Raw genomic sequence first — 13668 nt, forward strand, 5'->3', positions numbered from 1 at the left:
CGGTCCGGGTGCGGTGCCGCCGCGCGGTCAGCGCGAGGCTCGGTCAGCGAGGCTCGGTCAGCGTCGGGCGGCGACGAGCAGCCCGTCCCCGGTCGGCAGCAGCGCCGGGATCAGCCGGTCGTCGGCGCGGACCTGGCGGCCCACGTCGCGGATGGTCGTCGTCGCCTCGTCCCGGCGGGCCGGGTCCGCCACCCGGTCGTGCCACAGCGCGTCGTCGACCGCGAGCACCCCGCCGGGACGCAGCAGCCGGACGGCCTCCTCGACGTACCCGGGGTACCCGTCGGCGTCCGCGTCGACGAACACCATGTCGTAGCCGCCGTCGGTCAGGCGCGGCAGCACGTCGAGCGCGCGCCCCGAGATCGCGCGCGTGCGCGTCGGGCGGACCCGCTCGGCCACGAACGCCTCCTTCGCGGCCCGCTGGTGCTCGAGCTCGACGTCGATCGTGGTGAGCACGCCGTCGGCGGGCATGCCGCGCAGCAGGTACAGCGAGCTCACGCCCGCGCCCGTGCCGATCTCGACGACCGCCCGGGCCTGCGCGGCCGCGGCCAGGACGCTCAGCGCGGCCCCCGTGCCCGGCAGGACGGGCGTGCAGCCCAGGTGCGACGCGCGCTCGCGCGCGTCGAGGAGCACGTCGTCCTCGGTGAGGAACTCCTCGCAGTAGACCCAGCTCTGGGCCTTGTCGGTGGAGATGACGACCTCCCAGGGGTCCCCCGTGCGTCGGCGGCGTGCCGGGCGGACCGCCTGGCACGCCGGGGCCAGCGTATCGCCGCCCACCCGCAGCCCCGGGGAACGCCGGGCCGTGCCGGTGCGTTGAGCCGGACGTGCGTCAGGTCGAGCCGTCCGCGCGGCGGTGCGAGACTGGACGCGCACGGGGCGCGCACGCGCACCGTGCACGAGACGAGGAGAGCACGCACCGATGACCCAGCCGCCCACCACCGAGTGGCAGGCACCGTCGTGGGAGGAGATCGTCCGCGAGCACTCCGCACGCGTGTACCGCCTCGCGTACCGGCTGACGGGCAACCGGCACGACGCCGAGGACCTCACGCAGGAGACGTTCGTCCGCGTGTTCCGCTCGCTGCACACCTACAGCCCCGGCACCTTCGAGGGCTGGCTGCACCGCATCACCACGAACCTGTTCCTCGACGGTGCCCGCCGCCGTCAGCGCGTGCGGATCGAGTCCATCGGCGACGACACCGAGCGCTGGTCCTCGCCCGACGCGCTGAGCACGCCCGAGCGGGCGTTCGAGGCCGGCAACCTCGACCACGACGTCCAGCGCGCCCTCGACGAGCTGCCGCCGGAGTACCGCGCCGCGGTCGTGCTGTGCGACATCGAGGGGCTGTCGTACGAGGAGATCGCCGTGACGCTGGGCATCAAGCTCGGCACCGTGCGCTCCCGCATCCACCGCGCGCGGGCACGCCTGCGCGAGTCGCTCGCGCACCGGTCGCCCGCCGCGCTCGCCGCCGCCCCCGACCCGGGCTCCCCGGTGCCCGTCGCCGCGGAGGTGGGCGGGTGACGCACCTGGGCTCGTGGATCAGCGCGCTCGTCGACGGCCAGCTGGACCCGGCCGCGACCGAGCGCGCGTTCGCGCACGTGGCGGTCTGCCGCCAGTGCGCCGACGAGCTCGAGGCCGCCCGGGCCGCCCGGCGGGCTCTGGCCGGGGCGGACCCGGTGCAGCCCACCGAGGACCTCACCGCGCGGCTGCTGTCGTTGGGCGGCTCGTGCCGCCCGGTCCCGCCCCCGACGGCGCGGGACCCGTTCGCGGTGCCGCTCGCAGGCCACCACGTGCGCGCCCACGCCCTGCCGCGCGTGGCCGGGACGCTGCGCGGCGACGTGGTCTCGCGCCGCAGCCCGGTGCGGCTGGTCGCCGGGTCCGTCGCCGGTGTCGGCGCGGTCGCGGCGATGCTCTTCGTGCTCGGGGCGCGACCGGTCGTCCAGCCGACGACGAGCCCGGCGCTGGCGCTGGGGCTGCTCGCCGAGGCCGACCGCACCGCCGAGCCCGGGCAGGCGCTCACGCAGACCGCGGTCAGCCGGCTGTCCGCGCAGGGCTGGGCCCTGCCGACCGGGCTGCCACGCGGCTGGGACGTCTCCGCCGTGCGCTGGACGGGTGACGACGCCGAGGTCCTCGAGGTCGACCTCGTCGGCCCGGGGGGCACCGTGGTCGTGACCGAGCAGCAGGGTGTGCTGGACGCGTCGGCCCTCGCCGGCGTCCCCGTCGAGACCGTCGGCGGGCGCGACGTGCACGTGCTGTCCTACGAGCCCTGGCAGGGCGTGTGGCAGGCCGACGGCACGGTCGTGCAGGTCGTCTCGACGGCCGGGGAGGACGAGGTGGCCGCGGTCGTGGCCGCCTTCGGCACCGGGGAGTACGACGACACCGTGCCCGGCCGCATCGGCCGTGGCTGGCAGACCGTGACGGGTGCGTGGGGAGACCGGTGACGCAGGACCCGAACGCCGCGGACCCGAACGCCGTCGGCCCGGCCGGCGGGCCGCCGCCCCCGCCGCTCTTCGCCCCGCCGTCCGCGTACCGCCCGTCGAGCGACGACGAGCCAGACGCCGGCGCGGCCGCGGGCCCGGGCGACGCCACGCCCCGCCAGGTCCGTCCGGACACGTCGCCCCCCGGGGTCGCGTCCGGTCCCGGCGGCCCGGTGCCCCCGGCGGCCGACGCGCTCCTCCCGCCGGACGGTCCGACGCAGACGGCCGAGCAGCGGCCGGCCGCCACGCCGGTGCCGACGGCCGGCCCGGTGCCGGTCGCGGTCCCGCCCACGGCGCCGGACGTGCCGGTGCGTGCACCCGTGCGGCGACGACGGCGCCGGCACCTGTCGGTCGCGTGGGTCGTGCCGATCGTGCTCGCCTCGCTCGGTGCGGGGTTCGCCGGCGGCGTGCTCGGCGCCCGGTCCGCGTCCGACGACCGGATCCCCGACGCGGGCCTGCCGACGGCGGGCACGTCGGCGCAGCCCGTCGACCGGTCCCCGGGGTCCGTCGCGGGCGTCGCCGCCGGCGTGCTGCCGTCCGTGGTCTCCATCGAGGTGGAGACGGCCGACGGTGTCGGCTCCGGCTCCGGGTTCGTGCTGCGCCAGGACGGGTACGTGCTGACCAACAACCACGTCGTGTCCGGCGCGGGCGACGACGAGGTCGTGGTCCTGCTCTCCGACGGGTCCGAGCACGCGGCGCGCGTCGTCGGGGCGACGGCCGAGTACGACCTCGCCGTCCTCAAGATCGACGTCACCGGCCTCGTCCCGCTCGCGCTCGGCGACTCCGACGCGATCGTCGTGGGCGACCCGGTCGTCGCGATCGGTGCGCCCCTCGGGCTCGTCGGCACCGTCACCACGGGCATCGTCAGCGCGCTCAACCGGCCCGTGGTCGCCGGTGACGACACCTCGCAGGCGTTCATCAACGCCATCCAGACCGACGCGGCGATCAACCCCGGCAACTCGGGCGGGCCGCTGGTCAACGCGGCGGGCGAGGTCGTGGGCATCAACTCCGCGATCGCCCAGCCGCCGGGCCGACTGTCCGGCGCGTCGGGGAGCATCGGGCTGGGGTTCGCGATCCCGTCGAACCAGGCCCGCCGCACCGCGGAGCAGCTCATCGAGACCGGTGCGGCGACGTACCCGGTGATCGGCGTGCTGCTCGACGAGCGGTACTCCGGCGAGGGCGTGCAGGTGTACGTCGAGGACCCGCCCGACACCGAGGCGGTCGTCGCCGGGGGACCGGCGGACCTCGCGGGCGTGCGCCGCGGCGACGTGATCCTCGCGATCGACGGGCGGCCTGTCACGGCCCCGGCCGAGCTCATCGTCGCGATCCGTGCGCGCGAGCCGGGCGACACGGTCGTGCTGCGCGTGCGGACGGGCGAGGACGAGCGCGACGTGCGCGTCGAGCTCCGGGAGCGCTCCGCGCAGTAGGTGCGCGGGAGCCCGTGCGCTGCGTCGTGCCGCGTGCCGCGCCGGACGCGCCGGGCGGGGACGCGCGCGCCCGGCGGGCCCCGGTCCGGGCGGGTGCGCCCGGGGGTAACCTTGGCGCGTGTTCGGGATCAACGGTGGCGAGCTGCTCGTGCTGCTCCTCGTCGCCGCGCTGGTCGTCGGGCCGGAGCGGCTGCCGGCGTACGCCGAGCAGCTGGCCGGCTGGGTGCGTCGCCTGCGTGACGTCGCCCGCGACGCGCGCTCCCGGATCGACGACGAGCTCGGCGACACCGCCGCCGACGTCGACTGGGCGGCCCTCGACCCCCGCCGCTACGACCCCCGCCGCATCGTGCGCGACGCGCTCCTCGAGGACACCGCTCCCACCCGCTCCCGCCCGTCGGTGCCCCGCCCCGGCCGTGCCGCCGCGACGGCCGCCACCGGTGCCGCGACCGCCGGTGCCCGCGCCACGGTCCGCGACGACGCCCCGGCCCCGTACGACGACGAGGCGACCTGACCGCACCGGCGAGGGCGACCCGGCGGTGCTCGCGCACCGTGGTCCCGCCGCGCCGCCGCCGACCCCCGCGCACACCCGCGCACCGCACCGCACCGGACCGCACCGGTCCGCACGAGGAGGCCCGCATGACCCAGGAGCTGCCCGCCGCGCAGCCGTCCGCCACGACGTCGGGCCGGGGACGCATCTTCTCGGGCATGCAGCCGACGTCGGACTCGCTGCAGCTCGGCAACTACCTGGGTGCCCTCACGCAGTGGGTCGCGCTGCAGGAGGTCCACGACGCGATCTACTGCGTCGTCGACCTGCACGCCCTCACGGTCGGCCCCGACCCGGCCGTGCTGCGCGAGCGCACCCGCCGCACCGCCGCGCAGTACCTCGCCGCGGGCGTCGACCCGGCGCGCTCGATCCTGTTCGTCCAGTCGCACGTGCCCGAGCACGCGGAGCTCGCGTGGCTGCTGTCGTGCCACACGGGCTTCGGCGAGGCGTCGCGGATGACGCAGTTCAAGGACAAGTCCGCCAAGCAGGGCACCGAGGGCACGACCGTCGGCCTGTTCACGTACCCGGTGCTCATGGCGGCGGACATCCTGCTGTACGACACCACGCTCGTCCCCGTCGGCGAGGACCAGCGCCAGCACCTCGAGCTGACCCGCGACCTCGCGCAGCGGATGAACGCCCGGTTCGGCGCCGGCACGGCCGTCGTCCCCGAGGCCCACATCGTCAAGGCGACCGCCAAGATCTTCGACCTGCAGGACCCGACGGCGAAGATGAGCAAGTCCGCCGAGAGCCCGAACGGCCTCATCGAGCTCCTCGACGACCCGAAGGTCGTGGCCAAGCGGATCCGCTCCGCGGTCACCGACGCCGAGCGGGAGATCCGCTACGACCCGGTCGCCAAGCCCGGCGTCTCGAACCTGCTGACGATCCTCTCGGCCCTCACGGACCGCCCGGTCGCGGCCCTGGAGGCCGACTACGCGGGCAAGGGCTACGGCGACCTGAAGAAGGACCTCGCCGAGGTGGTCGTGGGCTTCCTCACGCCCTTCCAGGAGCGCGTGCACCACTACCTGGCCGACCCGACGGCCCTCGACGACGTCCTCGCCGAGGGCGCCGAGCGGGCCCGGGCGCTCGCGGTCCCCACCCTCGAGCGCCTCTACGACCGCTCCGGGCTCCTGCCGCGGCGTCCGCGGTCGTGATGCTGCCGGGGTGCGGCACCGGCGAGGCGCTCGTCGGCGTCGTCGTCGCCGTGCCCGAGCCGCTGGCGTCGCGGCTGCGGGCCGTGCGTGCGGCCGCAGGCGACCCGGAGGCCGACATCCCGCCGCACGTCACGCTCGTCGGGCCGACGTGCGTGCCCGACGTCCGGGCGGTCGACGCGCACCTGTCCCGGGTCGCGGGTGCGCACCGGCCGTTCGGCGTGCACCTGCGCGGCACGGGCACGTTCCGGCCGGTGTCCCCGGTGGTCTTCGTCGCCCTGGCCGACGGTGCCGACGCGTGCGCCGCGCTCGAGGCGGACCTGCGCTCCGGGCCGCTCGACGTGCCGGCGCGGTTCCCGTTCCACCCGCACGTCACCGTCGCCCACGACGTCGGCGACGGGGCCCTGGACGCCGCGCAGGCCGCGGCCGGCGACGTCGACGTCCGGTTCGAGGTGGACCGGCTCTTCCGGTTCGTGCACGACGGGACCGCCTGGCAGCCCGTCCGGACGTTCCTGCTCGGCACGGGGGAGCCGGTGCTGTGCCCCGATGCGCCGCCCGAGGACGCGGTGCCAGGCGCACCGCACGGGGTGTCCGCTGCCGACGCCCCGGCAGGCGCCGGGGCCGTCGTGCCCGGGATGCCGCCCCGCTGACCCGCACCTAGATTCGGGCGCATGACCCGTGCGCCCGACCCCGGCCCGTCCGTCGCCGCCCCGCCCGCGGGGGCCGGCGGCGCGCACGTCCGGGCGGCGTCCGCGGCGCCCGACCCGGTGCCGGAGCAGCCGTCGCGGACGCCCGTCGAGCGGGCGAAGGCGCTGCTGGACCGGTGGCAGCACACCCGGGCGGCCCGGGCGCTGACCCGGTTCGGCCAAGGCGGCGGGCCCGTGCTCACCGGCGGCATCGCCTACGCGAGCCTGTTCTCGGTGTTCGCGGGGCTGACCATCGGCTGGACGGTGTTCATGGCCGTCCTCGGCGGCAACGCCGAGCTGCGCGCGACCGTCCTCGACACGGTCGCCGACGCCCTGCCCGGGCTGCTCACGACGCCGGACGAGGACGGGCTGATCTCGCCGGACACGCTCGTCATGTCGACGGGCCTGAGCGTCGCCGGGGTCGTCGCGGTGGTCGTCCTGCTCGTCAGCGCGATCTCGGCCGTCTCGGCGCTGCGGCGGGCGGTCCGGGCGATGTTCGACGCACCCGTCGTCGGCGGCGCGGTGATCGGCAAGGCGCGCGAGCTGGCCGGGTTCGTCGGGCTCGGGGTGGCGGTGCTGCTGTCGGCGGTCCTGGGCATCGTGGCGACCGCCGTGACGGGCTGGGTGCTCGACGCGGCGGGCTGGTCGGCGGCGTCGACGGTGGTGCTGCAGGGCGTGGGTGTGCTCGTCGCCTTCGTGGTGGACGCCGCGGTGTTCGTCCTCGTGGTCCGGGTCCTCGCCGGTCAGGACCCGCCGCGCCGCGACCTGCTGGTCGGCGCGTGCCTCGCGGGCGCGGGGCTTGGGGTCGTGCGCCTGCTCGGCACGTCGGCGGTGTCCGGGTCGGTCGAGGGCAACCCGGTCCTCGGCTCGTTCGCCGCGATCGTGGTGCTGCTGCTGTGGATCAACCTCATCGCCCGCGTCGTGCTGCTCGCCGCCGCCTGGACGGCCGACCCGCCGTACGTCGACCCGCAGGGCGACGACGCGGCTGCCTGACGCGCCGGGCGGCCCGCGCCGGGACGTCGCCGGGCACGGCCGGGGACGACGACGGCGGCGCCACGGGCCGGAGCCCGGGACGCCGCCGTCGTGAAGGTCAGAAGGCGCGCGTGATCATCGCGCGCTTGACCTCCTGGATCGCCTTGGTGACCTCGATGCCGCGCGGGCAGGCCTCGGTGCAGTTGAAGGTCGTGCGGCAGCGCCACACGCCCTCCTTGTCGTTGAGGATCTCCAGGCGCTGCGCGCCGCCCTCGTCACGGCTGTCGAAGATGAACCGGTGCGCGTTGACGATCGCTGCCGGGCCGAAGTACTGCCCGTCGGTCCAGAACACCGGGCACGACGACGTGCACGCGGCGCACAGGATGCACTTGGTCGTGTCGTCGAACCGCTCGCGCTGCGCCGCCGACTGCAGGCGCTCCTTCGTCGGCTCGGTGCCGGTGGTGATGAGGAACGGCATGATCTCGCGGTACGACGCGAAGAACGGCTCCATGTCGACCACGAGGTCCTTGATCACCGGCAGGCCCTTGATGGGCTCGACGGTGATCGGCTTGGACGGGTCGAGGTCCTTGAGCAGAGTCTTGCAGGCCAGCCGGTTGCGCCCGTTGATGCGCATGGCGTCCGACCCGCAGATCCCGTGCGCGCAGGAGCGGCGGAACGTCAGCGAGCCGTCCTGGTCCCACTTGATCTTGTGCAGGGCGTCGAGGACGCGGTCCGTGCCGTGCACGGTGACCGTGAACTCGTCCCACCGGGGCTCGGCCGTGAAGGCCTCGCCGAACGTCGGCAGGTCCTCGTCCGCGGGCAGGAACCGGCGGACCTTGAGCGTGACCTGGAAGGACGGCACGGCGCCGACCTTCGCCTCGGGTGCGTCGACGGTGGTGGTCATCAGTACTTGCGCTCCATCGGCTGGTAGCGGGTCACGGTCACGGGCTTGGAGCCCAGGACGAGCCGGTAGCCGTCGAACTCCTCCACGTGGGAGAACGCGCTGCCGGGGTCCGCGGCCGCCGTGGAGGACTGCGGGCGGCGGTAGGCCATCGTGTGGTGCATGAACTGCGCGTCGTCGCGGTCGGGGAAGTCCTCGCGGAAGTGCCCGCCGCGCGACTCGCGCCGGTTGAGCGCCCCGACGACGACGGTCTCGGCGATGTCGAGCAGGAAGCCCAGCTCGACGGCCTCGAGCAGGTCGGTGTTGAACGTGCGCGACTTGTCCTGCACGCTCACCGCCCGGAACCGCTTCTGCAGCGCCCGGATCGCGTCGAGCGAGGTCTGCAGGGTCTGCTCGGTGCGGAAGACCTGGGCGTTGGCGTCCATGGTCTCCTGCAGCTCGCGGCGGATGTCCGCCACGCGCTCGCCGTCGGCCCGGGTCCGGATCTCCTCGAGCCCGGCCACGACGTCCGCCGCCGGCTGCTCGGGCAGGTCCACGAACGACGCGGTGGCCGCGTAGGCCGCCGCGGCCCGCCCGGAGCGCTTGCCGAAGACGTTGATGTCGAGCAGCGAGTTGGTGCCGAGGCGGTTGGAACCGTGCACCGAGACGCAGGCGACCTCGCCCGCGGCGTACAGGCCGCGGATCACGTCGGTCGAGTTGCGCAGGACCTCGCCCTCGATGTTCGTCGGGATGCCGCCCATCGCGTAGTGCGCCGTGGGGTACACGGGCACGGGCTCGGTGTAGGGCTCGATGCCGAGGTACGTGCGCGCGAACTCCGTGATGTCCGGGAGCTTGGCGTCGATGTGGGCGGGCTCCAGGTGCGTGAGGTCGAGCAGGACGTAGTCCTTGTTCGGTCCCGCGCCGCGGCCCTCGCGGACCTCGTTGGCCATCGACCGGGCGACGATGTCGCGCGGTGCGAGGTCCTTGATGGTGGGGGCGTACCGCTCCATGAAGCGCTCGCCGTCGCCGTTGCGGAGGATCCCGCCCTCGCCGCGCGCGGCCTCCGACAGCAGGATCCCGAGGCCCGCGAGGCCGGTCGGGTGGAACTGGAAGAACTCCATGTCCTCGAGCGGGATGCCGCGCCGGTACGCCAGCGCCATGCCGTCGCCGGTGAGGGTGTGCGCGTTCGACGTCGTCTTGTAGATCTTGCCCGCGCCGCCGGTGGCGAGCACCACCGACTTGGCCTGGAACACGTGGATCTCGCCGGTGGCGAGCTCGTACGCGACGACGCCGGAGACGTTGACGGCCTCGCCCTCGGGGACGTCGGCGGCGGCCAGGTCGTGGTCGACGAGCAGGTCGAGGACGTAGAACTCGTTGAAGAACTCGACGTCGTTCTTCACGCACTGCTGGTAGAGCGTCTGCAGGATCATGTGGCCGGTGCGGTCCGCGGCGTAGCACGAGCGGCGCACGGCGGCCTCGCCGTGGTTGCGCGTGTGGCCGCCGAACCGGCGCTGGTCGATCCGGCCCTCGGGCGTGCGGTTGAACGGCAGGCCCATCTTCTCCAGGTCGAGGACGGCCTCGATCGCCTCCTTGGCCATCACCTCGGCGGCGTCCTGGTCGACGAGGTAGTCGCCGCCCTTGACCGTGTCGAAGGTGTGCCACTCCCAGTTGTCCTCCTCGACGTTGGCGAGGGCGGCGCACATGCCGCCCTGCGCCGCGCCGGTGTGGGAGCGCGTGGGGTAGAGCTTGGAGATGACGGCGGTGCGGACGCGCGTCGAGGACTCGAGGGCCGCGCGCATGCCGGCGCCGCCCGCGCCGACGATCACGACGTCGTACTGGTGGGTCTGCATCGGGGGCGATGCCTTCCTTCGGGGGTGGGGCGTCAGGGACGCGGCACGGGGCTCGGGGGGTGCGCGCTCACGCGGTGCAGAACGACGGCAGCAGGTCGGCCGGGCTGTTCGGGGGGCACGGGTCGAACGTGAAGATCACGAGGGTCCCGAGCACGATGACGACCATCGAGGCGAAGAAGAGCGCGCCCGTGAGCACGAGGCGCGTGCTGTCCTTCTCCGCGTAGTCGTTGATGATCGTGCGCACGCCGTTGGTGCCGTGGATCATCGCGAGCCACAGCATGAGCAGGTCCCAGATCTGCCAGAACGGCGAGGCCCACTTGCCGGCGACGAAGCCGAAGTCGATCGCCGAGATGCCGTCGCCGACCATGAGGTTGACGAACAGGTGCCCGAAGATCAGCACGACGAGGATCACGCCCGAGGCGCGCATGAAGATCCAGCCGTACAGCTCGGTGTTGCCGCTGGTGGTGCGGCGGGTCGGGCCCGGGCGCGAGGGCCGCGGGGCCTTGGGGTCGGCGATGGTGCGCATCACTCGCCTCCGAACACGTGCATGAGGTGGCGGGGGAGGAAGCCGGCCATGGTCACCACGAGCAGGCCGAGGACGACCCAGAGCATGACCCGCTGGTAGCGCGGTCCCTTGGCCCAGAAGTCGACCAGGATGATGCGGACCCCGTTGAACGCGTGGAACACGACGGCGGCGACGAGGCCTGCCTCGCCGAGGCCCATGATCGGGTTCTTGTAGGTGCCGATGACGGCGTTGTACGCCTCCGGGGAGACGCGCACGAGCGACGTGTCGAGCACGTGCACGAGCAGGAAGAAGAAGATCGCGAAGCCGGTGACGCGGTGCGCGACCCACGACCACATGCCTTCGCGCCCGCGGTAGAGCGTTCCGGCCGGCCGCGCTGGCGCGGTGGGCGCTGAGGACACGGTGGGGGGCCTCCTGTGGCGAGTGTGTGGACGGCGATGTCCTGGGTGACCCTCACTGTAGTGACACGTCGCGGCGCCTGGCCCGCGCGGGCCGCCGACCGGGGCACGGCCGGGTGCGGATGTGACGAAGGCCACAGAGGGCCCCGATGGTCGTGACCGCCGGGACCGTGCGGTCGCAGGGGTGCGGCCGCCGCTACGGTGTCGCCATGCCCGCGACCCACGCCGCCGACGGCGCCCTCGCCGACTTCCACGCCGTCGTCCCCGCCGGCGGCGCCGGCACCCGGCTGTGGCCGCTCTCGCGGGCCGGCCGCCCCAAGTTCCTGCTCGACCTCACCGGCACCGGTCGCACGATGCTCCAGGCCACCGTCGACCGCCTCGCCCCCCTGACGGGGCACGACCGGGTGCTCGTGGTCACGGGCACCCGGCACGCCGCCGCCGTGGCGGAGCAGCTCCCCGAGCTCGGCGCCGCGCAGGTGCTCGCTGAGCCCAGCCCGCGCGACTCCATGGCCGCCATCGGCCTGGCCGCCGCCGTGCTGCTGGAGCGGCACGGGCCCGACGTCGTCCTCGGCTCGTTCGCGGCCGACCACGTGGTCACCGGGGCCGACCTGTTCGAGCGGACGGTCCGCGAGGCCGTCGCCGCGGCCCGCGAGGGCTACGTCGTCACCGTCGGGATCGCCGCGACCGAGCCGTCGACGGCGTTCGGCTACGTGCGTGCGGGCGACGACCTGGGCGTCGACGGCGCACCCTCGGCCCGGCACGTGCTCGGCTTCACCGAGAAGCCCGACGCGCAGACCGCCGCCGAGTACCTCGCGACCGGCGCCTACAGCTGGAACGCCGGCATGTTCGTGGTCCGCGCGCAGGTCCTGCTCGACCACCTCGCGGCCCGGATGCCCGCCCTGCACGACGGCCTGCGCACGATCGCCGCCGCGTGGGACGGCCCCGACCGCGACGCCCGGCTCGCCGGCACGTGGCCCGGCCTGACCAGGATCGCGATCGACCACGCCATCGCCGAGCCGGTGGCGGCCGCCGGCGGCGTGGCTGTCGTCCCCGGCACGTTCGGCTGGGACGACGTCGGCGACTTCGCCTCGCTCGCCGGGCTGCTCGCGGCCGACGGGCGCCCCACGACGCTCGGGGACGACGCCGACGTCCTGCGCGTCGACGCCGACGGTGCGCTCGTCGTCACCCGCGGTCGGCCCGTGAGCGTCGTCGGGCTGCCCGACGCCGTGGTCGTCGACACCCCCGACGGGGTGCTGGTCACCAGCCGTGCGTACGCGCAGCAGGTGAAGGCCGCCGTCGACGGCTGGCGCGCCAGGGGCCGGGACGACCTGCTCTGACGTGCGGGGCGGGGCTACCCTCGAACGGTGCCCGACCTGCCCGCCGTGACCCCTGACCTCGTCGACGACCACCGGGGAGGTGGCGCGGCGGCCGCACCGGCGGCCGCGGACGTGCCCCCGCTGAGCTCGCTCGGGGCGGTGCCCACCGGGGACGAGGCGGTCGAGCTCGCGCAGGTCGTGGCCGCGCTGCGGGCCGAGCTCGTCGAGATCCGCCGCGACCTGCACGCGCACCCCGAGCTCGCGCGCACCGAGGAGCGCACCACCCGCGTGGTCGCCGACCGGCTGCGCGCCGCGGGGCTCGAGCCGCACGTGCTGCCGACCTCCGGCCTGTGGTGCGACATCGGTCCCGCGGTCGGCGCGAACGGCGTGCGCCGGGTCGCCCTGCGTGCCGACCTCGACGCCCTGCCCGTGCCCGACTCGTGCCGGCTGCCCTGGGCGTCGCGCTCGCGGGGCGTGGCGCACGCCTGCGGCCACGACGTGCACACCACCGCGGTGCTCGGTGCCGGCCTCGCGCTGGCCGAGCTGCACCGCCGCGGGCGGCTCGACGCCGGCGTGCGGCTGGTGCTGCAGCCGGCCGAGGAGGTGCAGCCGGGCGGCTCGATCGACGTCATCGCGGCCGGCGGCATGGACGGCATCGGGCAGATCTTCGCGGTGCACTGCGACCCCAAGCTCGACGTCGGGCTGCTCGGCACGCGGATCGGCCCGATCACGTCGGCGTCGGACGAGGTGCACGTGACGCTGACCGGCGACGGCGGGCACACCTCGCGCCCGCACCTGACCGGCGACGTGGTGTTCGCGCTCGGGCAGGTCATCACGCAGGTGCCCGCGGTGCTCGGGCGGCGCCTCGACCCGCGCAGCGGCGTGAACCTCACGTGGGGCGCGGTGCACGCGGGCAAGGCGCACAACGCGATCCCGTCGACCGGCGCCGTCATGGGCACGCTGCGCTGCCTGGACGAGCGGGCGTGGGAGCACGCGTCGCAGGTCTTCGAGCAGGCGGTCCTGGACGTCGTGCGGCCGCTGGGCGTGGAGGCCGAGGTCAAGCACGCGCGCGGCGTGCCGCCGGTGCAGAACACGGCCGGGGCGACGGGGCTGCTGGAGCGGGCCGCGCACGACGTGCTGGGCCCGGAGTCGGTGCGCCTGACGGAGCAGTCGCTCGGCGGCGAGGACTTCGCCTGGTACCTGCAGCGGGTGCCCGGCGCGATGGCGCGCCTGGGCACGCGCACGCCCGGCGGGCGCACCTTCGACATCCACCAGGGCGACCTCCAGGTCGACGAGCGGGCGGTGGAGGCGGGGGCGCTGCTGCTCGCGCGGGTCGCCCAGATCGCCGGCCGGGCGCCGCTCGACCCGGCGGACCTGCGGCACGCGTGACGGCGGACACGCCGTCCCGGGATCCGGACAACCCGTCCAGCAGGCGGGACCAGATTGCGGATTGGT

At 75.1% G+C, this 13668-nt stretch carries 14 protein-coding genes; 9 read left to right on the forward strand and 5 right to left on the reverse strand.

Going from position 1 to position 13668, the window contains the following annotated elements:
- Positions 1-57: 57 nt before the first annotated feature.
- A complete protein-coding gene (locus BKA21_RS15605) occupies positions 58-690 on the reverse strand; it encodes an O-methyltransferase (protein ID WP_140459978.1) in 633 nt (210 codons plus the stop codon).
- A gap of 226 nt (positions 691-916) precedes the next feature.
- Between BKA21_RS15605 and sigE the strand changes: the two genes are divergently transcribed.
- The 7 genes from sigE to BKA21_RS15640 all read left to right on the forward strand — a co-directional run bounded on the left by sigE (position 917) and on the right by BKA21_RS15640 (position 7267).
- On the forward strand, positions 917-1513 hold the full coding sequence (sigE, locus tag BKA21_RS15610; protein WP_140459872.1) for an RNA polymerase sigma factor SigE: 597 nt from the start codon (positions 917-919) through the stop codon (positions 1511-1513).
- Positions 1510-2433, forward strand: coding sequence for an anti-sigma factor (locus BKA21_RS15615; RefSeq protein WP_140459873.1), 924 nt, complete (start codon positions 1510-1512; stop codon positions 2431-2433). The genes sigE and BKA21_RS15615 overlap by 4 nt, the downstream gene beginning before the upstream one ends.
- Positions 2430-3896, forward strand: a complete 1467-nt coding sequence (locus BKA21_RS20280) for a S1C family serine protease (protein ID WP_239072937.1) — start codon at positions 2430-2432, stop codon at positions 3894-3896. Before BKA21_RS15615 ends, BKA21_RS20280 begins: the two co-directional genes overlap by 4 nt.
- A 118-nt stretch (positions 3897-4014) precedes the next feature.
- Positions 4015-4407, forward strand: a complete 393-nt coding sequence (locus BKA21_RS15625; RefSeq protein ID WP_140459875.1) for a twin-arginine translocase TatA/TatE family subunit — start codon at positions 4015-4017, stop codon at positions 4405-4407.
- Positions 4408-4532: 125 nt separating this feature from the next.
- Positions 4533-5591, forward strand: a complete 1059-nt coding sequence (gene trpS / locus BKA21_RS15630) for a tryptophan--tRNA ligase (RefSeq protein WP_140459876.1) — start codon at positions 4533-4535, stop codon at positions 5589-5591.
- The gene (locus tag BKA21_RS15635; RefSeq protein ID WP_140459979.1) at positions 5591-6238 is read left to right on the forward strand and encodes a 2'-5' RNA ligase family protein; all 648 of its coding nucleotides are present in this window, start codon (positions 5591-5593) and stop codon (positions 6236-6238) included. Before trpS ends, BKA21_RS15635 begins: the two co-directional genes overlap by 1 nt.
- A 21-nt stretch (positions 6239-6259) precedes the next feature.
- The gene (locus tag BKA21_RS15640) at positions 6260-7267 is read left to right on the forward strand and encodes a YihY/virulence factor BrkB family protein (RefSeq protein ID WP_140459877.1); all 1008 of its coding nucleotides are present in this window, start codon (positions 6260-6262) and stop codon (positions 7265-7267) included.
- A gap of 97 nt (positions 7268-7364) precedes the next feature.
- On the opposite strand, the gene BKA21_RS15645 is transcribed toward BKA21_RS15640, so the two are convergent.
- From BKA21_RS15645 to sdhC, 4 genes are all read right to left on the reverse strand, one after another.
- Complete coding sequence (locus tag BKA21_RS15645) at positions 7365-8150, reverse strand: succinate dehydrogenase iron-sulfur subunit (protein WP_140459878.1); 786 nt, start codon at positions 8148-8150, stop codon at positions 7365-7367.
- Positions 8150-9976: a succinate dehydrogenase flavoprotein subunit gene (gene sdhA, locus BKA21_RS15650; protein ID WP_140459879.1), complete on the reverse strand. Its 1827-nt coding sequence runs from the start codon at positions 9974-9976 to the stop codon at positions 8150-8152. Before sdhA ends, BKA21_RS15645 begins: the two co-directional genes overlap by 1 nt.
- 67 nt (positions 9977-10043) lie before the next feature.
- Positions 10044-10502, reverse strand: a complete 459-nt coding sequence (gene sdhD, locus BKA21_RS15655; protein WP_140459880.1) for a succinate dehydrogenase, hydrophobic membrane anchor protein — start codon at positions 10500-10502, stop codon at positions 10044-10046.
- Complete coding sequence (sdhC, locus tag BKA21_RS15660) at positions 10502-10900, reverse strand: succinate dehydrogenase, cytochrome b556 subunit (RefSeq protein WP_140459881.1); 399 nt, start codon at positions 10898-10900, stop codon at positions 10502-10504. The genes sdhD and sdhC overlap by 1 nt, the downstream gene beginning before the upstream one ends.
- Positions 10901-11106: 206 nt before the next feature.
- Between sdhC and BKA21_RS15665 the strand changes: the two genes are divergently transcribed.
- Together BKA21_RS15665 and BKA21_RS15670 are read left to right on the forward strand one after the other, a co-directional pair.
- The gene (locus BKA21_RS15665) at positions 11107-12234 is read left to right on the forward strand and encodes a mannose-1-phosphate guanylyltransferase (protein ID WP_140459882.1); all 1128 of its coding nucleotides are present in this window, start codon (positions 11107-11109) and stop codon (positions 12232-12234) included.
- 120 nt (positions 12235-12354) lie between these two features.
- Positions 12355-13602 (forward strand): amidohydrolase, encoded by a 1248-nt coding sequence (locus tag BKA21_RS15670; RefSeq protein ID WP_170209078.1) that lies wholly within the window; start codon positions 12355-12357, stop codon positions 13600-13602.
- The last annotated feature ends 66 nt before the right edge of the window (positions 13603-13668 follow it).

It is taken from the genome of Cellulomonas oligotrophica, assembly GCF_013409875.1.
Taxonomy (GTDB): domain Bacteria; phylum Actinomycetota; class Actinomycetes; order Actinomycetales; family Cellulomonadaceae; genus Cellulomonas; species Cellulomonas oligotrophica.